At 35.8% G+C, this 25,938-nt stretch carries 25 protein-coding genes, 2 pseudogenes and 1 riboswitch; of the genes and pseudogenes, 21 read left to right on the forward strand and 6 right to left on the reverse strand.

Going from position 1 to position 25,938, the window contains the following annotated elements:
* Window positions 1-190: 190 nt before the first annotated feature.
* Window positions 191-1,504, reverse strand: a complete 1,314-nt coding sequence (locus tag ACEN4I_RS06855; RefSeq protein ID WP_407102668.1) for an IS1380 family transposase — start codon at window positions 1,502-1,504, stop codon at window positions 191-193.
* Window positions 1,505-1,927: 423 nt separating this feature from the next.
* On the opposite strand from ACEN4I_RS06855, the gene ACEN4I_RS06860 reads away from it, so the two are divergent.
* The 4 genes from ACEN4I_RS06860 to ACEN4I_RS06875 all read left to right on the forward strand — a co-directional run bounded on the left by ACEN4I_RS06860 (window position 1,928) and on the right by ACEN4I_RS06875 (window position 4,255).
* Window positions 1,928-2,263 carry a hypothetical protein gene (locus ACEN4I_RS06860; protein WP_407097606.1) on the forward strand — a complete coding sequence of 112 codons (336 nt, stop codon included), beginning with the start codon at window positions 1,928-1,930 and terminating at the stop codon, window positions 2,261-2,263.
* 29 nt (window positions 2,264-2,292) lie between these two features.
* Window positions 2,293-3,567: a Y-family DNA polymerase gene (locus ACEN4I_RS06865; protein ID WP_407102669.1), complete on the forward strand. Its 1,275-nt coding sequence runs from the start codon at window positions 2,293-2,295 to the stop codon at window positions 3,565-3,567.
* An 8-nt stretch (window positions 3,568-3,575) separates the two neighbouring features.
* On the forward strand, window positions 3,576-3,743 hold the full coding sequence (locus ACEN4I_RS06870) for a hypothetical protein (protein WP_407102671.1): 168 nt from the start codon (window positions 3,576-3,578) through the stop codon (window positions 3,741-3,743).
* Window positions 3,744-3,851: 108 nt separating this feature from the next.
* A riboswitch (SAM riboswitch) is annotated at window positions 3,852-3,955 on the forward strand.
* Between the two features lie 78 nt (window positions 3,956-4,033).
* Window positions 4,034-4,255 (forward strand): hypothetical protein, encoded by a 222-nt coding sequence (locus ACEN4I_RS06875; RefSeq protein WP_407102672.1) that lies wholly within the window; start codon window positions 4,034-4,036, stop codon window positions 4,253-4,255.
* A gap of 79 nt (window positions 4,256-4,334) precedes the next feature.
* On the opposite strand, the gene ACEN4I_RS06880 is transcribed toward ACEN4I_RS06875, so the two are convergent.
* Window positions 4,335-5,093, reverse strand: coding sequence for a DeoR/GlpR family DNA-binding transcription regulator (locus tag ACEN4I_RS06880; RefSeq protein WP_087057216.1), 759 nt, complete (start codon window positions 5,091-5,093; stop codon window positions 4,335-4,337).
* 224 nt (window positions 5,094-5,317) lie between these two features.
* Between ACEN4I_RS06880 and ACEN4I_RS06885 the strand changes: the two genes are divergently transcribed.
* The 6 genes and pseudogenes from ACEN4I_RS06885 to ACEN4I_RS06910 all read left to right on the forward strand — a co-directional run.
* The gene (locus tag ACEN4I_RS06885; protein ID WP_029451375.1) at window positions 5,318-5,629 is read left to right on the forward strand and encodes a PTS lactose/cellobiose transporter subunit IIA; all 312 of its coding nucleotides are present in this window, start codon (window positions 5,318-5,320) and stop codon (window positions 5,627-5,629) included.
* 49 nt (window positions 5,630-5,678) lie between these two features.
* A complete protein-coding gene (locus ACEN4I_RS06890) occupies window positions 5,679-7,133 on the forward strand; it encodes a glycoside hydrolase family 1 protein (protein ID WP_407097563.1) in 1,455 nt (484 codons plus the stop codon).
* A 2-nt stretch (window positions 7,134-7,135) separates the two neighbouring features.
* Window positions 7,136-8,827, forward strand: a complete 1,692-nt coding sequence (locus ACEN4I_RS06895; protein ID WP_407102673.1) for a PTS lactose transporter subunit IIBC — start codon at window positions 7,136-7,138, stop codon at window positions 8,825-8,827.
* Between the two features lie 118 nt (window positions 8,828-8,945).
* Window positions 8,946-9,878: a hexose kinase gene (locus ACEN4I_RS06900; RefSeq protein ID WP_407102675.1), complete on the forward strand. Its 933-nt coding sequence runs from the start codon at window positions 8,946-8,948 to the stop codon at window positions 9,876-9,878.
* A gap of 1,456 nt (window positions 9,879-11,334) precedes the next feature.
* A pseudogene (locus tag ACEN4I_RS06905) lies at window positions 11,335-11,526 on the forward strand (recombinase family protein); the annotation flags it as partial.
* Window positions 11,520-11,624, forward strand: a pseudogene (locus ACEN4I_RS06910) (zeta toxin); the annotation flags it as partial. The pseudogenes ACEN4I_RS06905 and ACEN4I_RS06910, both read left to right, overlap by 7 nt.
* A gap of 223 nt (window positions 11,625-11,847) precedes the next feature.
* Here the strand turns inward: ACEN4I_RS06910 and ACEN4I_RS06915 are convergent.
* Together ACEN4I_RS06915 and ACEN4I_RS06920 are read right to left on the reverse strand one after the other, a co-directional pair.
* The gene (locus ACEN4I_RS06915) at window positions 11,848-12,693 is read right to left on the reverse strand and encodes an HAD family hydrolase (RefSeq protein WP_407102676.1); all 846 of its coding nucleotides are present in this window, start codon (window positions 12,691-12,693) and stop codon (window positions 11,848-11,850) included.
* A gap of 4 nt (window positions 12,694-12,697) precedes the next feature.
* Window positions 12,698-13,465, reverse strand: coding sequence for a DeoR/GlpR family DNA-binding transcription regulator (locus tag ACEN4I_RS06920; RefSeq protein WP_407102677.1), 768 nt, complete (start codon window positions 13,463-13,465; stop codon window positions 12,698-12,700).
* Between the two features lie 486 nt (window positions 13,466-13,951).
* Here ACEN4I_RS06920 and lacA point away from each other — a divergent pair, with 486 nt between their 5' ends.
* From lacA to tnpC, 11 genes are all read left to right on the forward strand, one after another.
* Window positions 13,952-14,377, forward strand: a complete 426-nt coding sequence (gene lacA, locus ACEN4I_RS06925; RefSeq protein ID WP_002290555.1) for a galactose-6-phosphate isomerase subunit LacA — start codon at window positions 13,952-13,954, stop codon at window positions 14,375-14,377.
* 16 nt (window positions 14,378-14,393) lie between these two features.
* Entirely contained in the window at window positions 14,394-14,909 is a 516-nt protein-coding gene (gene lacB, locus ACEN4I_RS06930) for a galactose-6-phosphate isomerase subunit LacB (protein ID WP_407102678.1), read from the forward strand.
* Between the two features lie 10 nt (window positions 14,910-14,919).
* A complete protein-coding gene (gene lacC, locus ACEN4I_RS06935) occupies window positions 14,920-15,852 on the forward strand; it encodes a tagatose-6-phosphate kinase (RefSeq protein WP_407102679.1) in 933 nt (310 codons plus the stop codon).
* A 2-nt stretch (window positions 15,853-15,854) separates the two neighbouring features.
* Window positions 15,855-16,835 carry a tagatose-bisphosphate aldolase gene (gene lacD, locus ACEN4I_RS06940; protein ID WP_407102680.1) on the forward strand — a complete coding sequence of 327 codons (981 nt, stop codon included), beginning with the start codon at window positions 15,855-15,857 and terminating at the stop codon, window positions 16,833-16,835.
* Between the two features lie 27 nt (window positions 16,836-16,862).
* Window positions 16,863-17,180, forward strand: coding sequence for a PTS lactose/cellobiose transporter subunit IIA (locus ACEN4I_RS06945; RefSeq protein ID WP_002290550.1), 318 nt, complete (start codon window positions 16,863-16,865; stop codon window positions 17,178-17,180).
* Complete coding sequence (locus tag ACEN4I_RS06950; RefSeq protein ID WP_407097557.1) at window positions 17,180-18,886, forward strand: lactose-specific PTS transporter subunit EIIC; 1,707 nt, start codon at window positions 17,180-17,182, stop codon at window positions 18,884-18,886. Before ACEN4I_RS06945 ends, ACEN4I_RS06950 begins: the two co-directional genes overlap by 1 nt.
* A 146-nt stretch (window positions 18,887-19,032) precedes the next feature.
* A complete protein-coding gene (gene lacG, locus ACEN4I_RS06955) occupies window positions 19,033-20,439 on the forward strand; it encodes a 6-phospho-beta-galactosidase (protein ID WP_407102681.1) in 1,407 nt (468 codons plus the stop codon).
* Window positions 20,440-20,461: 22 nt separating this feature from the next.
* Window positions 20,462-20,734, forward strand: a complete 273-nt coding sequence (locus tag ACEN4I_RS06960) for a DUF3884 family protein (protein ID WP_002305107.1) — start codon at window positions 20,462-20,464, stop codon at window positions 20,732-20,734.
* Between the two features lie 20 nt (window positions 20,735-20,754).
* A complete protein-coding gene (locus ACEN4I_RS06965) occupies window positions 20,755-21,654 on the forward strand; it encodes an aldose 1-epimerase family protein (RefSeq protein ID WP_407102682.1) in 900 nt (299 codons plus the stop codon).
* Window positions 21,655-22,057: 403 nt separating this feature from the next.
* Entirely contained in the window at window positions 22,058-22,417 is a 360-nt protein-coding gene (gene tnpB / locus ACEN4I_RS06970; protein WP_079650506.1) for an IS66 family insertion sequence element accessory protein TnpB, read from the forward strand.
* 87 nt (window positions 22,418-22,504) lie between these two features.
* The gene (gene tnpC, locus ACEN4I_RS06975; protein WP_407097732.1) at window positions 22,505-24,091 is read left to right on the forward strand and encodes an IS66 family transposase; all 1,587 of its coding nucleotides are present in this window, start codon (window positions 22,505-22,507) and stop codon (window positions 24,089-24,091) included.
* Between the two features lie 414 nt (window positions 24,092-24,505).
* Here tnpC and ACEN4I_RS06980 read toward each other — a convergent pair whose 3' ends face one another.
* Window positions 24,506-24,976: a GNAT family N-acetyltransferase gene (locus ACEN4I_RS06980; protein ID WP_407097749.1), complete on the reverse strand. Its 471-nt coding sequence runs from the start codon at window positions 24,974-24,976 to the stop codon at window positions 24,506-24,508.
* 486 nt (window positions 24,977-25,462) lie between these two features.
* On the reverse strand, window positions 25,463-25,938 hold a 476-nt coding region (locus ACEN4I_RS06985), incomplete at its 5' end, for a transposase (RefSeq protein ID WP_407102432.1).

Raw genomic sequence — 25,938 nt, forward strand, 5'->3', positions numbered from 1 at the left:
TTTTATAAACTACCAAATTTTATAATTATCTGTTTAGTTTTATGCTCAATGGCTCTTTTTCTCAAAAATATTTTTCTAAAGGGTTTAATTTATTTTTGCTAACTGATTAAGTTCAAGAAAGACCTCATTTTGGGCGCACTCATCCTATCGGATGGTTAACGAATTTTTTTGAATGGCGCAATAAACGCAACTAACACTGCAGTACCTGAATGTTTTGTAGAATCCGATAAAATAGCTTTTGGTAAACATGGTAACTACTTAATTTCAAGTATTGTCTTCTTCCGGAATGAACTATCTTTCCAGCAATTTTAAAGAGAAATAAGCGAATAGTAGAAACCTGATACCCTTTCGTTTCATTGGTAAAACACAATGTTCGCATGAAGTTCACGATATTGTAAGCCAATAGGCTTACGATCATACGAGCATGATTTTCTATAAAACGTGGGCTATCTGTTTTATCCAAGTAAAAGCCGTTTTTTGCTTCCTTAATGTAATTTTCCATCGTTCCTCTTTTTGAATACGTTTGGAAAACCATTTCTGGAGAGACGTCTTTTGAAAAATTAGTAATGATGAATTCATGTCTAAAAAGCAATTCACTAGCTTCTCTGGTTGATTTTATGCAGATCCTTCTGGATTTTCCCCACGACTTTGCTTGATAAGTGGCGTTATAGTAATGAACTTCTTTCTTACTCCAATCGTGATGATCCTTAATGGTAACGAATTGCTCAGCGATTCTGTACAGATTACGATTGGATTTCAAACGGATAGTATACAAACTATCGTACTCTTCACAAAGTTCATACAAATCAGGCATTGCGAATCCACTATCTGCACGTACCATAATAGTGCTTACTGGTGTCACAGAGTGATAATGCTCAAATAATGGACGAGTAAATGCTGCGACGCCTTTTGAGGTGTAGTCATTTCCAGAACGAAGTTCTGCTTTAAGAACGTCTCCGGTAAGACCATCAAAGGCAACGAGTGGATGATAACCGGTTGTCTGGTAATGCGCATTATAATCGGTCATTTCTTGGTTTCCAAAGGTATCACTGTGAGTAGAATCTAAATCGAAAATCATTTCGTTCGTATTTCGAATCGTACGTGCTTTATCAATCAAAATCTGGTTAACCTTTTGTAGCTGGACGATATTTTCTGTTGACATCCGATCCCAAAAGCGAGAAATGGATGACTGTGAAGCCAACCGCTTTTTGCTTAAAACAGCTTGAAAGATAGGATCCGTTGCTAATATATTGGCTGAAGAATCTGTAGGATAGCCTGCAATCAACTGCAAGATGATTTGTTCCAGAATAGATTCATTTTCATGAACATGATACAGTCGGTCATCTTGAATCTGGATGTTTTTACATAAGATTTGGCTAAACTCAAATTTGTTCATGAATTCTTTTGCTAATATTAAGCCGGAATCTGAGGACAAATTTCCACCAGAGTGAGATACTGTAACATTTGAATTGAAAAGTAGACGATTTTCGTGTAAAGTTGCCATTGAGAGAACCCCTTTCTTTGGTTAGGCTTAGTCACTTTAACCATAGCAGATTGGGGTTCTTTTTGTACACCCAAAGGGTGCGAATAAACGAAACAAAATAGACTGTTATAACAAGGTTTTTGAAGCGTTTTTGAAAAACTATGAATTATTCAGGAGCTATATGCTGAAAAAATTATATTGATTTTCTAGTTTTTTGTGAGTGAAGTAGTAAACAAGACTATTCTAAAAAATTGGGTGTCACACATTATCGTATTGCTAAACGATGTATTTATGCAAACGCGAGTTCGTTATTTCTTTACATATCGAACACACGTTCGTATAATAGGGTTAAAAGAGAACAAGAAGGTGTTTAAATTGGAGAATAAATCGAAAGAGAAAAATAGACTAATCAATCCAAATACCACTGGTTATAGAGATAGGAAAATGGCTAAGTGGCAAGGTTTGATACTGTCGGAGCATAATGAATTCGTAAAAGAAGAAAAACGTAAGCATGGAAAAGAAATTATAAAAAAAGAGAAACAGCCTGTAGAAGTTATCTATCCCTTAATTGACTATTCTTATAGTCAAAAGGTAACGGTAGCCATTCAATTAGATTGCTTATTTAATGGTAGATATGAAGATGATCTAGTAGGCGTCGTTGCTGGTTATTATGAGAATTACGTTTATATTCAAACGATGGAATCAGGAATAGTAGTGTGTGAGTTAGATTTGATACGCAATGTGGAAGAATATGATTGGACTAAATGGTTTAGAGTATAAAATGAGGACTGAAATGAGGTGTATGAATCATGATCAAGATGGACTATACCTATCAACCAAGGCGCGATATTCTGTGCATTGACGTTAAGTCTTTTTTTGCTTCAGTGGAATCAGTTAAGCGGAAAATACATCCTTTAGACTCCTATATAGTCGTCATGAGCAATCCCGATTTAGAAGGAGGGCTAGTTTTAGCTGCTTCACCACGAGTAAAAAAAGAATATGGCATTCGGACCGGTTCAAGACGTTTTGAAATACCAAAAAACTCAAAAATCCAAATTGTTGAGCCTCGTATGGCTTTATATATAAAAGTTAATCGGATGATTAACCAGATCTTTCAAGAGTTTGTAGCTGAAGAAGACATACATATTTATAGTATTGACGAAAGTTTTTTAGACGTGACCAAATCACACGCACTTTACGGATCAACAAAAGAAATAGCGCGAAAAATACAATTCACTATTTTTCAGCGGTTAAAACTAGTGACGGCGATTGGAATTGGTGATAATCCCTTACTAGCCAAGTTAGCGTTAGATAATGAAGCGAAAAAAAATAAGTCGCAAATAGCGGTTTGGCATTATGAAGATGTTTCAGAAAAGGTTTGGAACATTCACCCAATAACAGAAATGTGGGGAATTGGAAAAAATACAGCAAGTAATCTTTATCAATTAGGGATAGATTCTGTTTATAGACTCTCTCAGTATGATGCGAAAGCTTTGAAACGAATTCATGGTGTTATTGGAGAGCAGCTCTTTTATCACGCTCATGGGATAGATCATAGTATTATTTCTGAAAAATATATTCCAAAGGCTAAAGGATTTGGTAAAAGCCAAATCTTAAAAAGAGATTATATAAATCAATATGAAATTGAAGTAGTTATCAGAGAAATGGCTGATGAAGTTGCAGCACGGTTAAGAAAACATCATGCTGAGACAGGAGTGGTTCACCTATCTATAGGCTATTCTAGAGAGATACTAGATAAAGGATTTAGTCACCAAATGAAAATTTATCCCACCTCGTCAAATACTAAAATTATAGAATCCTGTTTGCAGATATTCAGAACCTATTATAAAAAACAACCAGTACGTCAAATAGGAATACGATGTGGGAAAATTGATTATAAAAAAGAATTGCAGTTGAATCTGTTTGAAGATGCTGAAAAAACGATTCTTGCAGAAGATTTAGAGTTAGTTGTAGATAGAATTAGAGAAAAATACGGTTTTAGTTCATTAGTCCATGCAAGTAGCCTAACTAAGGGAGGGACAGCTATCCAGCGAAGTGGACTTGTTGGTGGTCATAAAGGATAGCAAAAGACATGGAAAAATTACACGAAGTGATACAAAATTATGAAGAAAACAGGATATCTTTAGAGGAATTACAAGAATTTATATGGGGTCTATCGGAGAGTAAATTAGAAACTATACCTGAAGATAAATTAATCGATTATTTATCTTTGGGTTATAAAAGAGTTGTACATGAATAATAAGCTAACCACGAAATTTAATAGGAAATCTGTAACTACGTGTTTAGCGATCATAGTATTGACATTTTAAAGAATTTTTGTTATTTTATATTGACAATAGAATAGCAAAACTTATTAAGAGAAAGTGGAGGGAATTGGCCCGATGATGCTTCAGCAACCAACCTTAAAGGAACGGTGCTAAATCCAACAAGTGTAAACTTGAAAAATAAGTAAAACATTCAGGCGAACACTTCTTAATTACTAAGTGGCGCTTTTTTTATTGCAAAATAATAAAAGGAGATGTTGTTGTAATGGAAGTAAGTGCAGCTGAAGCGAAAGATTATTTTGACAATCTAAAAAAAGTCATATTGGATCGACAATCCTATTGGGAGGAAGTTGATCCAAGGCCACATGCTGTAGGTGTTTTAATGCGTAGAAAAAGATTGTCTTGGTACGAAGAAATTCTTCCTAAAATTGAAGAAACTATTGAAATGTTAGAAGATATTAAGGATAAAAGAAATTATATTGAATAAAACCGAAGAGAAACTAGTGTACTTGTTTACAACAGTTTCTCTTTTTTATTTGTCTAGCTTAATTTGACAAATCAAATTTTTAATTAATTATTTGTACCCACTTGGAATATTTGTCTTTCGTCTCTTGAGGCACTTTACTATCTGTAATTAAATAATCGATATCTCTTAAGTCGTAAAATTGATAAAAATCCATTTTGTCGAATTTTTCAAAGTCTGCAATGACATATTTTTTACGAGAGTTCTTTAAAATGGAACGCTGGATAACACCCTCATCTTCATTTGCATTGTATAGAGAATACTCATTTAAAGCATTAACCCCTATAAATGATTTTTCTACATTAATAGTAGAAATAAAATCATTTGCTATTGTGCCGGTGAATGAGCCTGTTTTAGAGCGATAGGTTCCACCCGTTAATATCAATTCGTATCTTTCATCGTATTTGAACTTGTCAAAGACGTATATTGAATTTGTAATAATTTTCGCATGATTTAAATCCAGATAATCATAAACCAATTCAATTGTAGAACCCGATCCTAGAAATACTGTTTCGTTATCATGGATATTTGAGGCGATCAATTGAGCGATTTCATTCTTTTCATCCGGATTAATTTCTCTTTTTGTTTGATGACTCAACTCTAGAAATGGTAAAGTTTGATTTTCAGTTTTACGAGCCCCTCCGTGTGTCCTTATAAGAAGGTTCTCGTCCTCTAGTTCTTGTAAATCTCTTCGAATAGTCATATCTGTTACGTTGAGTGTTTCGACTAAATCGGAAACTTTCACGGCATTTTTTTCATCTAATAGTTGCAAAATCATTCTGTGACGACGCTCTTTAATCATTCCTGTACCTCCAATCGACTTTACAGTGATAAACAAACAATTAAATGTTTGAATCGAGCATAAGCTGTTTGAGGTTATAATACAAATATGAGGCAAGGATGTCAACTGTTTAAAGTAATTATGTTAAATAGATGTTTAGCCTTGACAAACATATGAAAACGGTTTATATTGTTTGTAACGAACATTAAACAAACAAAACGAATAGATGTGGGGAGATGTATATAATGGACAAAGAACAAGTAGCAAGGATTGGTTTTGAAATTGTCGCGTATTCAGGAGAAGCAAGATCAAATTTCATAGAAGCAATTCAAAAAGTTAAAAATGGAGAAAGTAAAGAAGAAGTCAAACAATTAATTGAAGAAGGAAATGCTAGTCTAAACTTAGCCCATAATAGCCAAACTCAATTGTTAGCAAAAGAAGCAGGCGGAGAAGAAGTTGAATTGGGATTCATCTTTGTACACGGTCAAGATCATTTAATGACGACAATTTTGTTAAAAGATATCTTAGAGTTTTTAATGGATATCTATAAACCTTAAATAATCCATAGTTTTTCTAATAACATTTTAAAATAAAGGAGAATGTAAAATGGTTGAACGGAATAATTTTCCGGATGGTTTTCTTTTTGGAAGTGCGGCAGCAGCATATCATTTTGAAGGAGCATGGGATAGAGATGGTAAAGGACCGGCAGTTGCTGATGTAGTGCCTAATGGTACAAGACAAGGGCGTACAAAGCATCCGGAACCAGGAAATTTGAAGCATCGAGCAATAGAGTTTTATGACAGATATAAAGAAGATGTTGCTCTTTTTGCAGAGTTAGGATTGAAGGCATTTCGTACATCGATTGCATGGACTAGAATCTATCCAAATGGAATTGAAGAAGAGCCGAACGAAGCAGGTTTGCAATTTTATGATGATTTATTCGATGAATTATTATCTTACGGAATTGAGCCAATCGTAACAATTACTCATTCTGGAGAAATACCTCTCTATTTAGCGGATCATTACAATGGCTTTGCGAATAAAAAGGTCATTGAATACTACAAAAAATATGTTCGTACGATTATTGAGAGGTATCACCATAAAGTTAAATATTGGTTGACCTTTAATGAGGTGAATATATCTGATGAGATGCCTCTTTTCTCAGCAGGAGTAACTCAAGATCCGAGTACAATGGATGAATCGCTTCATTTCCAGGTATTTCATAATAGATTTGTAGCGAATTCAGAAGCAATTAAGATTGCTAAAGAAATTAATCCTGAATTGCAGTTAGGTTGTACGACAACGATTGGACCGATTTATCCATTAACGCCTAAACCTGAAGATGCTCTACAAGCCTTTTTCGAGACGCGTGAGATGTTATTCTTTACGGATGTTCATGCTTTTGGAGAATATCCTGACTATAAAATTAAAGAAGTAAAAGAAAAGAATTTACAATTAGATATTACAAAAGAAGAGCTACAACTCATTAAAGATCACACAGTAGACTTTGTAGCTTATAGCTATTACAACAGTGGAGTAGCTAGACACGATTATGAAGATATTTCAGATAAAGACGTTAATGTTATCAGTGGTTTACGAAATCCAGAACTTGAAGAAAACGAATGGGGATGGAAAATTGATCCGATTGGATTAAGACATATTCTAAATATCGTTCACGATCGTTATCACTTACCACAAATGATTGTTGAAAATGGTTTTTCTAAGATTGAGGAACCAGAAGAAGATGAAAATGGAGAGTTAACGGTTATTGACGATTATAGAATCGACAGTTTACGTGACTATCTATTAGAGCTAAACAAAGCAATCGGTGATGGTGTAGAAGTTATTGCGTATACAAATTGGGCTGTAATGGATTTTGTTAGCGGTTCAACAGGTAAAATGGAAAAACGTTGGGGCTTTATCTTTGTTGATTATTATGATGATATGACAGGAACGATGAAAAGATATAAAAAGAAGAGTTTTGACTGGTACCATAAAGTGATTGAATCGAATGGAGATTATCTATTTAATAAAGAAGTCATTCATAGCGAGGATGAGTAATTATGAATAATTTAATAGCACAAATAGAAAAGGCGCAACCTTTTTTTGAAAAGTTATCTAGAAACAAATATTTAAGAGCTATTAAAGATGGTTTTACTGCAGCGATGCCTGTTATCTTATTTTCTAGTTTGTTTATGTTAGTGGCGAATCTCCCAGAAGTTTTTGGATATCATTGGAGTGAAGCGACTAAACTGTGGATAATGAAGCCATATAGGTACACAATGGGAATTGTTGGTTTGCTTGTTGCGAGTAATACGTCAAAAGCTTTAACCGACTCTTTCAATAGAGACTTACCGAATAAACATAAATTAAATAGTAACTCCATTTCAATGGGAGCTATTTCAGGTTTCTTAATCTTATCGGTAGACCAAATAGAAAATGGCTTTGCAACTGCATTTATGGGGACGTCTGGGTTGATAACTGCTTTCGTAGCAGCTATCTTAACGGTACACGTTTATAAATTCTTTGTAACAAGAGAAATTATTATAAAGATGCCAGAAGAGGTTCCACCCAATATATCCCAAGCTTTTGCGGATATTGCTCCTTTTGCCGCTACAATTTCCATCACATTATTAGTGGATTTTATAGTCAGATCAACTTTTAGTACAAGTTTTGCAGAATGGCTCATTGGCATTTTTCAGCCATTATTTACTGCTTCAGACGGTTACTTTGGTTTAGCTCTTATAGCAGGAGCCATGTCTTTCTTCTGGTTTATTGGGATTCATGGTCCATCTATCGTTCGACCAGCAACTTCTGCTGTTGAATATTTAAATATAGATATCAATATTCAAACCCACTTAGCAGGGGGAAGAGCTACAAAGTTATTAACGGACCCGGCGAGAGCGTTTGTTATGACATTTGGAGGAACAGGAGCGACATTAGTAGTTCCATATTTATTTATGTTCTTCTCTAAATCAAAAAGAAACAAAGCTGTAGGAAAGGCAACTTTTATTCCAAGTACATTTGCTGTGAATGAGCCAATCTTATTTGGAGCGCCTATAGTACTTAATCCTGTGTTTTTCATTCCATTTATTTTAGCACCTATCGTAAATATTTGGATCTTTAAAATGTTTGTTGAAGTCCTTGGGATGACTGCCTTTATATTCGTCTTACCATGGACCATACCAGGACCAATTGGCATTCCTATTGCAGCTGGTTTCCACCCACTTTCATTTGTATTAGCTATTGTGTTACTTATAGTGGATGCGTTAATTTATTTCCCATTCTTTAAAGTATATGATAATCAAGTATACGAAAATGAATTAGCTGCGGAAGCAAATAGTGATGAAATAGAAACAATAGATGTACAAGAGGATACGAAGGAAATAAGTTTTCCAGAGGTCCCAGAGGAAGCAATACCTACATCGAATACTGTTCTAGATGAAAGAAAACACGTACTCGTCCTTTGCGCAGGTGGAGGAACCAGTGGGTTGTTGAGTAATGCTTTAAATAAAGCTTCAGAGAAATATAACACGGATGTAGAAGCCACTGCTGGTAGTTATGGGTCCCATAATGATATTTTAAGTGACTATGATTTAGTTATTTTAGCCCCTCAAGTAGCATCTAATTATGAAGTAATAAAGAAAGATACAGATAAACTGGGGATTAAATTAATAAAAACGAAAGGTACAGAATATATATCATTAACAAATGATCCCGAAAAAGCCATGGACTTTGTAATGACCCAATTCTAAAATGGTCAAATAGCCATTAAATGTAAACTAAATATTTTTATTTGTTACCCAAGAAGACAGACATTTTTTTCTTGGGTATCTTTTTACAAAAATCAGTGAACAATATAGGAGTTTTAAAATGATTTTAACCGTGACGATGAATCCATCCATTGATGTTACCTATCCATTGGAACAATTACACATAAATACCGTTAATCGAATTGCCCAGGTTTCAAAAACAGCGGGAGGAAAAGGATTAAATGTTGCCAGAGTATTGACCCAATTAGGCGCACCTGTTAAAGCTACGGGTGTTGTTGGGGGTCATTTTGGAGATTACTTAACCGATCAATTAGATAAAGATGGGATTCACCACGCCTTCTCAAAAATAGCAGGTGAAACGAGAAGTTGTATCGCTGTTTTACATGAAGGTCAACAAACTGAAATTTTAGAATCAGGCCCCCAAGTATCAAAAGAAGAACAAGCTAACTATATAGCAAACTTCGAAAAAATATTATCAGATGCGAACTATGTGACCATTTCAGGCAGCTTGCCTAAAGGTATTCATCACGATTTTTATTCAGTATTAACTGAAAAAGCAACTCTGGCTAATGCAAGAGTTTTGTTAGATACTTCAGGTGCCACTTTGAAAAGGAGTATCGAAAGTGACTACAAACCCTTTCTAATCAAACCAAACGAAACTGAGATCGCGGACTTAATTGGAAAAGAAATTAAGTCAGAACCAACACTGGTTGAAGCTTTAGAAGATGAAAAATTCGATGGCATTGAATGGATTGTTGTAACTTTAGGAGCAGATGGTGCTTTAGTTAAGAATAAAAATAATTACTACCGTGTCGAGATTCCAACAATTGATGTAAAAAACCCAGTTGGTTCTGGAGATTCAACGATCGCTGGTTTGGCATACGCTTTATATAAAAATGAAACCCCTGAAGTTGTTATAAAAACTGGGATGGTTACTGGTATGCTTAACACACAAGAAGAAAAAACGGGATATATTAATGTAGATAATTTCGAAGCATTATTCGAACAAGTGAAAATTATAAAAATTAAATAATTCTATTTAGTACCCAAGAGGAAGATAAATCTTTTTCTTGGTTTTTTTCTATCAATCAATTTAAAATTCTTGATGGAAACATTTTATAATGCAATTGAAGATGAAGAAGGGATAGGAATTACGGTATTTTTTATATAGGCTTAAATAAGTCTATAAGATGATATGAAATTATGTTTCTGACGAGCTTTTACAGACGATTTCAACTTGTTTTATAGGGAACTATGCATAAGAATTGTTCTAAACGTTATTGGTATGATTTTTAATGACAAACTAAAAATACAATACTATAATGGAATTATAGTGTAATGTTTAAATAAAATTAATTTAGTATTTTATATCTTTTTCCTTGCAATAAGATGTATAAATCGTTATACTGATTTTAATCAAATAAAGAGCAGTTGGAAAAAAGCGCAAAAAAAAGCGCTAGCTTCCGAAATTATCGCAAAATAATTTCAGAAGAATTTCGATTGATAACGCCCTATCAATGAAATCTGTCTAACGCCCACTTGTTTATCAAGTTTATAAGTACATTTTACCATAATTTCTGGTATTGTCAATTTTGTACATTTATATAAACGTTTACATCAAGGGGTACTGGATAGATTCTAGCAAAATACATAGATAGAAAAAGGGCATCAGTCGAATAACTGATGCCCTTTTTTTGATGTTAAAATTGAATATTATAAAGAAATTGAATGTGGTGTCACGAGCCGTAGTTAAAAGGAATTGGTGGGGCGTTAGATAGCATATCCCTTATGTTTAATGTCCTAATTGAGTAAAGATTTGTCAATGCTCAAGTAAAAGCCTAAAAGTAGTTTGTGCTACTCATGGTAAAACGCAAAAAATTATGTTGTGGGTTAAAGCACCCTGTACTGTACGAATAAGCATGATTAACTTGTAAAACAAGCGCTGATGATACTTATGGACTTTGTAGATACTTTGCGATCAAAAGCAAATATTTTCTAGTAAGCGGTGGGACAGGCTCTGTATAACTGGTAAGGAAGAACGCATATAAGAAGCGAAAGCAGTTGTCGAAAGACAGTCAAACAGTCGACAAGGAGTAAGTATTAAAGCGTTCGTATTAACGCCCCAGAGAGCGTTAAATACAGTCTAAAGGGAACTTTCTCAGATCCATGCCGTCAGCTGGACCTAGTTTTGAAAGATAATGCAGACTTTTTCCATTTGATACAAGGGATAAGTCTGCCCATAACTCGAAACCAAAGCCTATCGCTACCCTAGTTTTTGTAAAGATTAAAGTCAAGAGATTAAATGAACAAAAATAAAATAAATTCGATATATATATAATTAGGTCATTAGAGTACACCTTAAACACCTAAAAAATGAAAAGTAATATTAGATATAAATAAATGTTGTTACAGGTGCATTTTTAGGATGTTTTATTTATAATATATATGTTAGGACATTTAAATAGGTCATATACGAAAAGGTGGTTTTATTGAATAAGGAAAAACATAGAATAGGCTATGCAAGAGTTAGTAGCAAAGATCAGAATCTTAATAGACAATTAAAAAGATTAAGTGAAGCAGGGTGTTATAAATTATATACAGAAAAAATAAGTGGTAAAGATACAAATAGACCTGCTTTGAAAGAAATGCTTAATTTTATTAGAGAAGGAGATATAACGATACGTTCAAACAACAGCACCCAAATTTTGACGAATTAGTGAAACTCTATGAAAAAGACGTAGTAAAACATGCAACATCCTATTCTAATCAGCTGGTAAAGCTTAATTAGGTTATATAAGCTTGAAAATAAAGGGTTTGTCCAATATGGACAAGCCTTTTTCTTATGTTTTACCACAGATTTGCCACACTTATTGTGTAAGAGTATCAAGGATAGGTATAATTTGATCCTTTGTTTTTTTAGTGATGTGCAAATAAATTTCTGTTACACGACTACCTCTAGAATGCCCTACACGGTCTTGAATTGCTTCTAGGGGTATTCCTTGCTATGCTAAGAAACTAATATGCGTATGACGGAATATATGGGTCGTAATATGTTTATTAAAACTAAGTTTATTATCAATATCAATTCCTGCTCGTTTTGGATTACCTTTTCGATTTAATTTTCCATTTTCAGGTGAGTTGAGGAAATTGTTAAGGACACTATAATGAAGAGGTGTTCCATTATAGTCGGGTTTATGACGACTTTTGGAAGTAAAAATCCATCCATTATCTTTATAATCAGGATTGAATCTTATATGTTGGTGATTTAACTCAATTTCCTCTTTAAGAATTTCTATAGCCCTTTTAGATAATTGGACATTTCGGTAACTTTGTAAGATTTTTACATTACCTTCATAGCTATTTTCTGCAGCTCCTCCGTGAGTGGACTGACTAATGATGATATTTTGCTTTTCAAAATATTGATAGGCACCAATATTTTGAAGTTTTCGACTCTGTAAGTCAACAGGGCCATTAGTTAGAATACCTATTGGGATGTGGTTTTTATGTAGAGCCAGCAGTAGTTGATGTATCTCAGGAATCATCGTAATCTGATCGAGTTCATATTTATAGTCAGCTTGGAAGTCTAGAGCTTCTGTCCTAGAAATACTATCGATGCCAAATTCTTCCATAGTCTTCTGACAGCGAAAAATTCTAAGCTGCTCAATACTGATGAGTTTTTTCGTGTATTTAGGAAAAGCAACATCAGACCAATATCTGAAACGTTTGTAAATGTTATCTATTTGTTGGATATCAATCGTTGGAAAACATTTCTCAACGCTACGTTTAAAGGGGAGTTGATGGTCATAAAGAGTGTCATCAAGGTCAAAAACAATATTTTTATAAGTCATAATTCTAGTCCGCTTTTAAAATAGTAGTGTACTGGCTAAATTCCTCTAAGTGTTGAGGGCTAATCTGGTTATCTGTAATGATGGTATCGAGTTGATCTAGATTATAGAAGTTAAAGAAATCGTATCGATCGAATTTAGTACTGTCTACTAATAAGAATTTTTCTACAGCATTGTTTAGGGCAAGTTGTTGAATCACACCTTCCTTGTCACTATATGTAGCAATAGAATTATGGGTAACAGCATTTGCACTAACAAAAGCTTTGGCAAATCTCATTGCTTTTAAATTTGTCGAAGCCATTGAACCTACAAAAGCTCCAGTTATTTCTCTATATTCACCGCCAAGAAGCAATAAATCAATGGTTTCGCTACCATTTAGAATCAAGAACACAGGGAGACTATTTGTAATGACACGAAATTTATAACCTTTACGACCTTTCAATTCTAATGCCAGTTGTTCAAGTGTAGTTCCGGGTCCAATAAAAATAGTATCGCCATCTTTGATTAAAGAGCAGGCTTTTTTAGCAATGTCAATTTTTTCTTTTGTATTTAGACTTTTCTTCTCGATATGTGTCTTTTCAAGTGGCTTTTTAGAGGAAAGCAATTGTGCACCACCATGAGTACGTGTTAAAAGTCCATCAGCTTCTAGAGCATCAAGGTCTCTACGGGCTGTCATATCGGAAATATCTAGTTCATCTATTATTTCTTTTATGGTTATGGTCCCATCAATCTTTAACATATCTAAAATTTTTTCTAATCGTCGTTTTTTGTTCATATGAAGACTCTTCTTTCATAAAGTAATTTTTTTCCAAAGATAATTCTCTTTTAATTGTATCATAAAAGACAATATTTTCAAGGTAAAACAAACAATTTCAAACAAAAACAAATGTTAGATGATGAAATAAGAACAGAGGGTTGACGTATATTAGCTTAGGTCAGATTTTGTATAAGACGAAAATAAAGTAGGACCTCTTAATCAGTAAGTTATAGAAAGTAAAAGACTTTTGTAATACTTGAATAGATATTTCACGTCCATTTTGTGATGGATTAAATGAACAAAAATGAACAATAATTTAACGGTGTTATCTATTTTTTAAAAAAACAAATAAAAAAACAAAAAATAAACAAAAAGCGTTGTTTTTTGTTTGAATGTTTGATATTATATAAACAAAGAAATGACGAAAACGTTTTTTCGAACATTTTGCAAAATGTTTTCTACTTCTACGTAGCATTTCTTTCTAAAATTTAGGAGGTGGTCAAAATGGCTATTGTTGTTGGTGCAGATCTCAAAGGTACGAGATTAAAAGATGTTGTGAAAAATTTTCTTGTAGAAGAAGGTTTTGAGGTAATTGATGTGACTAAGGACGGACAAGATTTTGTTGATGTTACCTTGGCAGTTGCCTCTGAAGTAAATAAAGATGAGCAAAACTTAGGTATTGTAATTGATGCTTATGGAGCTGGTCCATTCATGGTAGCAACTAAAATTAAAGGTATGGTTGCAGCAGAAGTTTCAGATGAACGCTCAGCTTATATGACACGTGGACATAACAATTCACGAATGATTACGGTTGGCGCTGAAATCGTCGGTGATGAGCTTGCTAAAAACATCGCTAAAGGTTTCGTCAATGGTAAATATGATGGCGGACGTCATCAAATCCGAGTAGATATGCTTAACAAGATGTGTTAAGAAAAGGAGTTAAGGAATGAGAATCGCAATTGGATGTGACCACATTGTCACAGATAAAAAAATGGCAGTATCAGAATTCTTGAAATCAAAAGGACATGAGGTCCTTGATTTCGGGACATATGACCACGCACGTACTCACTACCCTATCTATGGTAAAAAAGTCGGTGAAGCAGTAGTAAGTGGTCAAGCAGACTTGGGAGTATGTATCTGTGGTACAGGTGTCGGCATTAACAATGCAGTCAATAAAGTTCCAGGTGTTCGCTCAGCGTTGGTTCGTGATATGACATCAGCTATATATGCAAAAGAAGAGTTAAATGCGAATGTTATCGGTTTCGGTGGAATGATTACTGGTGGTCTTCTTATGAATGACATCATTGAAGCTTTCATTGAAGCTGAGTACAAACCAACAGAAGAAAATAAAAAATTGATTGCAAAAATCGAACACGTTGAAACACATAATGCACATCAAGCAGATGAAGCTTTCTTTACAGAATTCCTTGAAAGATGGGACCGTGGTGACTACCACGATTAAGGTATAACAAATGATTCTGACAGTCACACTAAATCCTTCAGTAGACATCTCTTATCCTCTAGAAACATTGAAAATTGATACAGTGAATAGGGTGAAAAATGTTAGTAAGACAGCTGGTGGAAAAGGCTTAAATGTTACTAGAGTCTTGTATGAATCTGGTGATAAAGTTACTGCTACAGGTTTCTTAGGTGGTAAAATTGGTGAATTTATTGAAAGCGAATTAGAACAATCTCCTGTTAGTCCAGCTTTTTATAAAATCTCAGGAAACACTAGAAACTGTATTGCTATCTTACACGAGGGTAACCAAACAGAAATTTTGGAACAAGGACCAACAATTTCTCATGAAGAAGCAGAAGGCTTTCTTGACCACTATAGCAATCTTATTAAACAATCAGAAGTTGTGACAATTTCAGGAAGTTTACCTTCAGGACTTCCCAACGATTATTATGAAAAACTTATCCAACTTGCTTCGGATGAAGGAGTAGCAGTCGTTTTGGATTGTTCAGGTGCACCTCTTGAAACAGTTCTAAAATCGTCGGCTAAACCTACTGCCATCAAACCTAATAATGAGGAACTTTCACAGTTGCTTGGAAAAGAAGTAACAAAAGATATTGAAGAACTCAAAGACGTTCTTAAAGAGTCACTTTTTAGTGGTATCGAATGGATAGTGGTCTCATTAGGTCGAAACGGTGCCTTTGCAAAACATGGTGATGTTTTCTATAAGGTAGATATTCCTGATATCCCAGTTGTTAATCCAGTCGGATCAGGGGACTCAACGGTAGCTGGTATTGCATCAGCTTTAAATAGTAAAAAAAGTGACGCTGACTTATTAAAACATGCGATGACATTGGGTATGTTAAATGCTCAAGAAACAATGACAGGGCATGTGAATATGACTAATTACGAAACACTAAACTCACAAATTGAAGTAAAAGAGGTATAAAAATGGTACTTACAGAACAGAAACGCAAATCTTTGGAAAAAATTTCAGATAAAAACGGTGTTATCTCAGCTTTGGCATTTGACCAACGTGGTGCTTTGAAACGTTTGATGGCACAGTATCAAGATACAGAACCAACTGTAGCTCAAATGGAAGAACTAAAGGTTTTGGTTGCTGATGAACTTACAAAATACGCTTCTTCAATGTTGCTTGACCCTGAATATGGACTTCCAGCAACAAAAGCATTGGATAAAGAAGCAGGTCTTCTTCTTGCCTATGAAAAAACAGGTTATGATACATCAAGTACAAAACGTTTGCCTGACTGCTTGGATGTTTGGTCTGCAAAACGTATCAAAGAGCAAGGCGCTGATGCCGTTAAGTTCTTGCTTTACTATGATGTAGACAGCTCAGATGAACTTAACCAACAAAAACAAGCTTATATTGAACGTGTTGGTTCTGAATGTGTCGCTGAAGATATTCCTTTCTTCTTGGAAATCCTTGCTTATGATGAAGAAATCTCAGATGCAGGTTCTGTTGAATATGCAAAAGTGAAACCTCGCAAAGTCATTGAAGCGATGAAAGTTTTCTCTGATCCACGCTTTAACATTGATGTTCTTAAAGTAGAAGTACCAGTTAACGTTAAATATGTCGAAGGTTTTGCTGATGGTGAAGTGGTTTACAGTAAAGCTGAAGCTGCTGACTTCTTTAAAACACAAGAAGAAGCGACTAAGCTTCCATACATCTACCTAAGTGCAGGTGTATCTGCTAAATTGTTCCAAGAAACATTGCAATTTGCTCACGACTCAGGTGCCAAGTTTAATGGTGTGCTTTGTGGACGTGCTACTTGGGCAGGATCTGTAGAACCTTACATCAAAGAAGGTGAAAAAGCAGCACGTGAATGGTTGCGTACTACTGGATTCGAAAATATTGATGAACTTAACAAAGTTCTTGTTAAAACAGCTAGTCCATGGACTGATAAAGTATAGTAAAAACATAAAACGGAGGATATTGTTGTGAACAGAGAAGAAATGACTCTCTTAGGGTTTGAAATTGTTGCTTATGCTGGAGATGCTCGCTCTAAACTTTTAGAAGCGCTTAAAGCGGCTGAAAATGGTGATTTCGCTAAGGCAGATAGTCTTGTAGTAGAAGCAGGAAGCTGTATTGCAGAGGCTCACAATTCTCAGACAGCTATGTTGGCTCGAGAAGCTTCTGGGGAGGAACTTCCATACAGCGTTACCATGATGCATGGTCAGGACCACTTAATGACTACTGTCTTATTAAAAGATGTGATTCATCACCTCATCGAACTTTATAAAAGAGGAGCAAAATAATGCATAAACTCATTGAACTTATTGAGAAAGGGAAACCATTCTTTGAGAAAATCTCTCGAAACATCTATCTTCGTGCTATTCGTGATGGATTTATCGCTGGTATGCCAGTCATCCTTTTCTCATCTATCTTTATCCTTATTGCCTATGTCCCAAATGCTTGGGGATTCCACTGGTCAAAAGACATTGAGACCTTCTTGATGACTCCTTATAGCTATTCGATGGGTATCCTAGCATTCTTTGTTGGTGGTACTACCGCTAAAGCTTTGACGGACTCAATGAACCGTGACCTACCTGCGACCAATCAGATTAACTTCTTATCTACGATGCTAGCGTCTATGGTAGGGTTCCTTTTGATGGCAGCTGAGCCTGCAAAAGAAGGAGGCTTCTTGACAGCCTTCATGGGAACAAAAGGTCTTTTGACAGCATTTATTGCAGCCTTTGTGACAGTTAATGTTTACAAGGTCTGTGTGAAAAATAATGTTACTATTCGTATGCCTGAAGAGGTTCCACCAAATATCTCTCAAGTATTTAAAGACTTGATTCCATTCACTGTATCGGTTGTTCTCCTTTATGGACTTGAACTCATTGTTAAGGGAACTCTTGGTGTAACCGTTGCAGAATCAATCGGTACCCTTCTTGCTCCTCTCTTCTCAGCTGCAGATGGTTACCTTGGAATTACACTTATCTTTGGTGCTTATGCCTTCTTCTGGTTTGTTGGTATCCATGGTCCTTCAATTGTCGAACCAGCAATCGCTGCTATCACTTATGCCAATATCGATGCCAACTTGCATCTTATCCAAGCTGGACAACATGCAGATAAAGTTATCACTTCTGGTACTCAAATGTTTATTGTTACCATGGGTGGAACAGGAGCTACATTGATTGTTCCATTCTTGTTCATGTGGATTTGTAAATCAGAACGTAACCGTGCCATCGGACGTGCCTCAGTTGTTCCAACATTCTTTGGGGTTAATGAGCCAATCTTATTTGGTGCACCAATCGTATTGAATCCGATTTTCTTTGTACCGTTCATTTTCGCTCCGATTGTCAACGTTTGGATCTTTAAATTCTTTGTTGACACATTGAACATGAACTCATTCTCTGCCAACCTTCCATGGGTTACTCCTGGTCCGTTGGGAATTGTACTCGGTACTAACTTCCAAGTTCTATCATTTATCTTAGCCGGACTCTTGGTAGTTGTTGATACTATCATTTATTACCCATTTGTTAAGGTATACGATGAACAAATTCTTGAAGAAGAACGTTCTAGTAAAACAAACGATGCTCTTAAAGAAAAAGTAGCTGCAAACTTCAATACTGCTAAAGCAGATGCCGTTCTTGGAAAAGCAGGCGTTGCTAAAGAAGATGTAGCAGCAAACAATAATATCACAAAAGAAACTAATGTCCTTGTTCTTTGTGCAGGTGGAGGTACAAGTGGCTTGCTTGCCAATGCCTTGAACAAAGCAGCAGCAGAATACAATGTTCCAGTCAAAGCGGCAGCGGGTGGTTACGGTGCTCACCGTGAAATGTTGCCAGAGTTTGACTTGGTTATCTTGGCTCCACAGGTCGCTTCAAACTTCGATGATATGAAGGCTGAAACAGATAAATTGGGCATTAAACTTGCAAAAACTGAAGGAGCTCAATATATCAAATTGACACGTGATGGACAAGGTGCTCTTGCATTTGTTCAACAACAGTTTGATTAATAAATTTGTAAAAGTTATTTGAGACGAGATTATTCTTTCAGTTCCTTATAATATTGTTAACCATATCATTGCATTTCATTTCATTTCCTTGGTTTCCGGAACTCAGAATATCGTCTCAAATGCTTTTTTTGAAAGGATTTATAGTTATGACTAAAATACTTCCTAAAGATTTTATTTTTGGTGGTGCTACAGCTGCTTATCAAGCAGAAGGTGCGACTCACACGGATGGTAAAGGCCCAGTTGCATGGGATAAGTATCTTGAAGACAATTATTGGTACACAGCAGAGCCTGCAAGTGATTTTTACCATAAATATCCTGTTGATTTAGAATTAGCTGAAAAATATGGCGTTAATGGTATTCGTATTTCAATTGCCTGGTCTCGTATTTTCCCAACTGGCTATGGCGAAGTAAATGAAAAAGGTGTTGAATTCTACCATAATCTTTTTGCCGAGTGCCACAAACGTCATGTTGAGCCATTCGTGACTTTGCACCACTTTGACACACCAGAAGTTTTTCACTCAGATGGAGATTTCTTAAACCGCGAAAATATAGAACACTTTGTAGATTATGCCGCTTTCTGTTTTGAAGAGTTCCCAGAAGTAAACTACTGGACAACTTTCAATGAAATTGGCCCAATTGGAGATGGTCAATACTTGGTTGGTAAATTCCCTCCAGGCATTCAATATGATCTTGCCAAAGTCTTCCAATCACACCACAATATGATGGTTTCTCATGCACGTGCTGTGAAATTGTATAAAGATAAAGGTTATAAAGGCGAAATTGGTGTAGTACATGCGTTGCCAACCAAATACCCTTATGATCCAGAAAATCCAGCAGATGTTCGTGCCGCTGAGTTAGAAGATATCATCCATAACAAATTTATCTTGGATGCAACCTACCTTGGACACTATTCAGATAAAACGATGGAAGGGGTCAACCACATCCTAGCTGAAAATGGTGGAGAACTTGATCTTCGTGATGAAGACTTCCAAGCACTTGAAGCAGCTAAAGATTTGAACGATTTCCTTGGTATCAACTACTACATGAGTGATTGGATGCAAGCCTTTGATGGTGAGACTGAAATCATTCACAATGGTAAGGGTGAAAAAGGAAGTTCTAAGTACCAGATTAAAGGTGTTGGTCGCCGAATCGCACCAGATTATGTGCCTAGAACGGATTGGGACTGGATTATTTATCCTGAAGGCTTGTATGACCAAATCATGCGAGTGAAAAATGATTATCCAAACTACAAGAAGATTTACATCACTGAAAACGGTCTTGGATACAAAGATGAGTTTGTAGATAATACCGTTTATGATGATGGTCGTATTGATTACGTGAAGAAACACTTGGAAGTTTTATCAGACGCAATTGCGGATGGTGCAAATGTTAAAGGTTACTTCATCTGGTCACTTATGGATGTCTTCTCATGGTCAAACGGATACGAAAAACGTTATGGACTATTCTATGTAGACTTTGACACGCAAGAACGCTATCCTAAGAAATCAGCTCATTGGTATAAGAAAGTAGCAGAAACTCAAGTGATAGAGTAATATTACTTGAAAATGTAAAAAATTGTTATCCGATACTTTAGAAAAAGTACAACACTTATTTAGACCAGGCTTTGAAAAGGTATATATTGTTAGTTTCGAAGATTGTCCTATGATTCCTGAGCTTGAAGCTACCCCGTTGCTAAAATGTGGTAAATGGTATGTTTCAACTGGAAAAGAGTGGATTTGCCATTCTGATTTAGAGTTATCAGCATTTGAATGGGAATTTTTACAATCACTCGATGTAGAAATACGTGAGACTATTCACTTCGAGGTAAATTATTTGCCTTTCCAATAATAAAAAGAAAGGAATTAGTTGTGACTATCGAATTAAAAAACGAGTATCTTACTGTTCAGTTTAAAACACTGGGTGGTCAACTGACTTCGATTAAAGACAAGGATGGGATAGAGTATCTCTGGCAAGCTGATCCAAATTATTGGAATGGACAGGCGCCTATTCTATTTCCTATCTGTGGTAGTTTACGAAATGATTGGGCTATTTATAGACCTCAAGAAAGACCCTTTTTTACAGGTCTTATTCGTAGACATGGTTTTGTTCGAAAAGAAGAATTTATTCTGGAAGAAGTCAATGATAAAAGCGTGACCTTTAGTATTAAACCAAATGCTGAGATGCTTGATAATTACCTATATCAGTTTGAACTGAGAGTTGTTTATACCTTGAATGGTAAATCAATTAGAACCGAATTTCAGGTAACGAACTTGGAAATGGAAAAAACAATGCCTTACTTTATTGGAGCCCATCCAGCATTCAATTGTCCTTTAGTAGAAGGTGAAAACTATGAGGATTATTATATTGAATTTAGTGAGGTTGAGTCTTGCTCGATACCAAAGAGTTTTCCTGAGACAGGATTATTAGATTTGCAAGATCGGACACCTTTTTTGGAAAATCAAAAGATTCTCGATTTGGACTACTCACTTTTTTCCCATGATGCCATTACACTTGACCAGCTCAAGTCTCGTAGCGTAACGCTTCGGTCAAGGAAGTCTGGTAAAGGTCTTCGAGTAGATTTTGATGATTTTCCGAACTTGATTCTGTGGTCTACAACTAATAAAAGTCCATTCATTGCTTTGGAACCTTGGAGTGGTCTCTCCACTTCACTTGAAGAAGGTAATTTCTTAGAAGATAAAAGACAGGTAACGAAAATTTCACCTCAAGAAACTTCTAGAAAAATCTATGATATTACTATCCTTAATTAAAATTTGTTATTATTTGAGTCTTCAATAAGATTTGAATACTCTTACCTTGTGATGATAGATTGGTCTTCTCCGTGCCAGTCTTACATCGCAAGGTTTTTAAGTTTTTTGTGGGTCTATGTCAACGTAAGCCCGATGAAATTAACCGCATAGAAAGCCGGAAATTCTTCCTGTATGATAAGACTATCTTAATCAGAAGGAGGAATTTTTGTTATGCCAAAACAACCCCATCACACCATCGTCCCCGTCTCACTCACAAATGAAATAAGCCAACATACTGTCTCGCCTGCTCCATCATCTCCGATGAAACTTGCTGCGAAAATCCAATGCAAGAAGCAAGAAGTTCGAATTTATAACGGGATTGACAAATATATTCTCTATGCTCTGTTAAAGGAGTTGAAGTCACATGATTCTTGACTACACTAAAATAAACCACCTCTACCTTGTTTGTGGACATACAGATATGCGTAAAGGAATTGATGGCTTAGCCGCCGTAATTCAAAACCAATTTGAATTAGATGTCTATCAAGAGGCCTCATTATTTCTTTTTTGTGGTAGACGTGCCGATCGGTATAAAGCACTGTTTTGGAATCAAGATGGATTCGCATTGCTTTATAAACGAATCGATTCAGGAAAATTACAATGGCCACGAAATGAATTGGAGGTCAAAAAATTGACGCAACGTGAGTTGCGTTGGCTATTAGAAGGGTTAAAAATTGAGCAGCCAAGGGCTATCACAAACGCACGAACTGGTGGTTCATTCTAATAACCCCTTCGATAAAATTAGTTCGTGACCATTCAGGTCTCATTTGATAAACTAGAAGAAACAAAGCGATAAGAATGGACTGAGCAGATGGCGACAAATACCGAATTAGAAGAACAAAATGCTGAATTACTGGCGAGACTAGATCAACTACTTGAGCAAAATATGGAACTGTCCAATCAGGTCGCCAACTTAACAAAAATGTTATTCGGGTCTCGTAGTGAAAAAACGCGCTATTCTCAGGAAGAGATTCCTCAGAACCAAACGTCTTTATTTGATGAGCCATCCGATTTTTTCGGCCAACCAGAAAAGGAAGAAGGTGAAATTAGCCGTATAACCGTTATCTCCACGCACACTCGCAAGCATCGCGTCCCTGGGTGGAAAGAAAAACAGTTGGAAAATCTCCCCACTGAAGAATATCATCACCGCCTCGAAGAACCAGTTTGTTTGTGTTGCAACGGCGAGATGAAAGAACTTGGTACCAAGGACTGGAGCGAAGTCAAATTGATTCCGGCTAAATTAGTTCGTTGCCGCCATATTGTGCATCGTTATGAATGTCGAAACTGTAAGAAGAGCGGCACCAATCAGATCCGAGTGGCGCCTTCCCCTAAGCGGGCATTACCTGGGAGTATCGCCAGTCCCTCGATGATAACAGAAGCCGTTTATATGAAGTTTACCCAATTCGTTCCGTTGGAACGACAATTAAAAGACTGGCAACGATTAGGCTTGACGTTGCACAGCCGCACACTGAGTGAATGGGTCAATAAAGTGGCCGAAGACTGGTTAGCACCAATCTATCAGGAATTGAAGAAACAATTGTTGACCAAAACAATATTGGCCGTGGATGAAACCCCATCGCGAATTTTACGACGTTCGGATGGAAAATCCGGTCGATCAAAATCACAAAACTGGGTTTATCGCACCATCGAAGGGGCAACGCATCCCATTACACTCTTCGATTCTACCTTGACTCGAAGTCGGGACGAATTAAGAAAGTTCCTTGGAAACTGGCAGGGATTGATTTTGTGTGACGGCTATTCGGTCTATCGGCAGTTGCCCGGTATCAAGTTCGCCCATTGTTGGGCACATGCTCGACGAAAATGGGTCGAAGCCTTAGAATTAGGTGGGAAAGCTTCGAGTCCAGCGGTTCGCTTGGGTAAAATGGTGTGTGATGCGCTTTTTCGTATGGAACGGGATTGGCAAGAAATGCCAATTATGGCACGAGATCAATTGCGTCAAAAATTTGCGAGACCACTGTTGGAAGACTTTTATCTTTGGTTGGAGACGCAATTCGCTGCGCCAAAATCTGCCTTGGACAAAGCGATCACCTATTGCTTGAATCAAAAAGCCGGCCTGTTGAAGTTTCTGGAAGTTCCTGCGTTGCCGATTCATAATAACGGTGCAGAGAATGCAATTCGTCCGCTAACATTGGGCAAAAAGAATTGGTTATTTTCTACAAGTGAAGCGGGTGGAAAAGCCAATGCCATCTATTTGAGCTTGGTGGAAACCTGTAAAGCAAATCACATCGATTTTCGCCAATATCTGGAAAAGCTATTAATTGAATTGCCAGAAGTCGATTTGATTCAGGAACCTGAGAAAATCAACGACTATCTCCCTTGGTCGTTGGCGATTATCGAAAGCTGCCAGCCAGCCAAAAATATGAAAAAAGCAGCCTGATTTCAAAAAAATGGATGAAATCAGGCTATTTGTCATGCTTTTTTTTATTTGGAGCTATCGGCGTCCATTTTAACGGGCTTACTAAAGAACTACCAAATGTATACGAAAAGACAGGTTATTTTCATGCTGAAGAATCGTCTAAAGATCTTTCATTCGGTTTAACAACAGAGTTATACGTATATTTATTAAGACAAATGAACGAGGATGTCTGAATGAACGTCAAAAAGAGGCTAGGACAAAAGGGCTCTCAAAAAATACACTCCCACTACTGAACAAAATAGTTCATAGTTTTGGGAGTGTATTTTTCTATATCTCTATCAAAATAAACAAAAGTGGGACTATTTTTTCACAAAAGAACCTTATCAAATCATTTTTTTGTATACATGACTTTATCTAATTTCATATATCCTATTTTTAAACCTCATTAGAAGTATCACCATAAAGTATGATAGATGAATTGGAAGGCTCAAAACCATTATCCAAATAAAAGTATTCAGCTGGGTAGCCTCGATCGGTATCTAATATGATGGTGGGGATATTGATATCTTTTAATTGTTCTTTGATAAAGTTCAAAAATTGGGTACCTACTCTTTTTCCTTGATAATCATTTGAAATATAAAAGGAATCCAACTGGTATTCTTTTCCCATATACCACGGTTTAATAAAACCTAACGCAGCACCCAATAAATTATCTGTATCTTCTTCTCTAACGATATACCCTTTAAATGTATTTAGTTCAGTTATTTGATTAACGTAAGATGTAATTTGGTCATATGTTAATTTATCGTTCCATGGCTCAGCTGAAAATACTTTAATATAAACGTCTACAACTTCTGATAAATCATTTTTATTAAATTCTCTAAAATAAATAGTTTTGTTTTTCATTCCTTAATCAACTCCTTTACTTAAAATAACCATAGCATTATTTTATCTTTATGAATAATTTTTTTATAGAAACTCATGCTAAACTAACAAGGCTTTCAGTACACGATTCTATGTAATTTCATGTGTTACAACTTATGGATTTTATTCATTTACACAAAATATTTTACACTCTCCTTATATTTTATGACTTATAAGTCAGCAGGGTAAACTTCTATAAAAGTTACATATTTTTAATAAATTAAAATATAGTTTAAGCCTATTTCGTAGAATTTCTCCACTTCGACATTTGAAATCGCCTTAGAATACGTTGTTTTCTTCTTAATTATTTGATTTCCATTTTCCAAACGCTACTAAATTAATTTTTGTATCCCCCACCTCAGTCAATGCATCCAACTTATGTAATAACGCAATTACTTAGAACTCTTCTTTTATTATACTTTGACAGATAAAAATTATTTATAATAAACGATATAAATTAATTAATGCCTACTGAACAATTGGGCTAATTTGAAATGGAGAAAAGTTCAATAGAACTAAACAGCTTTTTTTCCGATTTTTCAGTTGTCCAAAAAAAGAGCGCAAGCGATTGCGATTAATGTTATCTACATTCATCGCAATGACGGATAAGGCAATCGTAGTCAAGGTAGTTTCACGGAGTTTGGTGCGGATATTTTCCATACCGAAACAACGCTTCAGTAAACTGAAGCCGCGCTCAACTTCTACACGATCTGCATTATCGCGATATTCGATTTCTTTGTCTCTGGTTTGGTCTTTCTTTGGACGACCAAGTGATGGTCCGGCTAGGCGAATGCCTCGTATTTTGCAGTAAGACCTATTTTCTCGATTTCGATAGATCTTGTCGGCAAGAACCCGCTCAGGATAACGTCCGTTTCGATCGTAGAAACGGCGGACAGCTTGAACCAACACAGAAGCTTCATTGTAGGCATCAAAACTGGTCTTTT

The organism is Desemzia sp. FAM 23990 (genome assembly GCF_045528485.1).
In the GTDB taxonomy this organism is placed as follows: domain Bacteria; phylum Bacillota; class Bacilli; order Lactobacillales; family Carnobacteriaceae; genus Desemzia.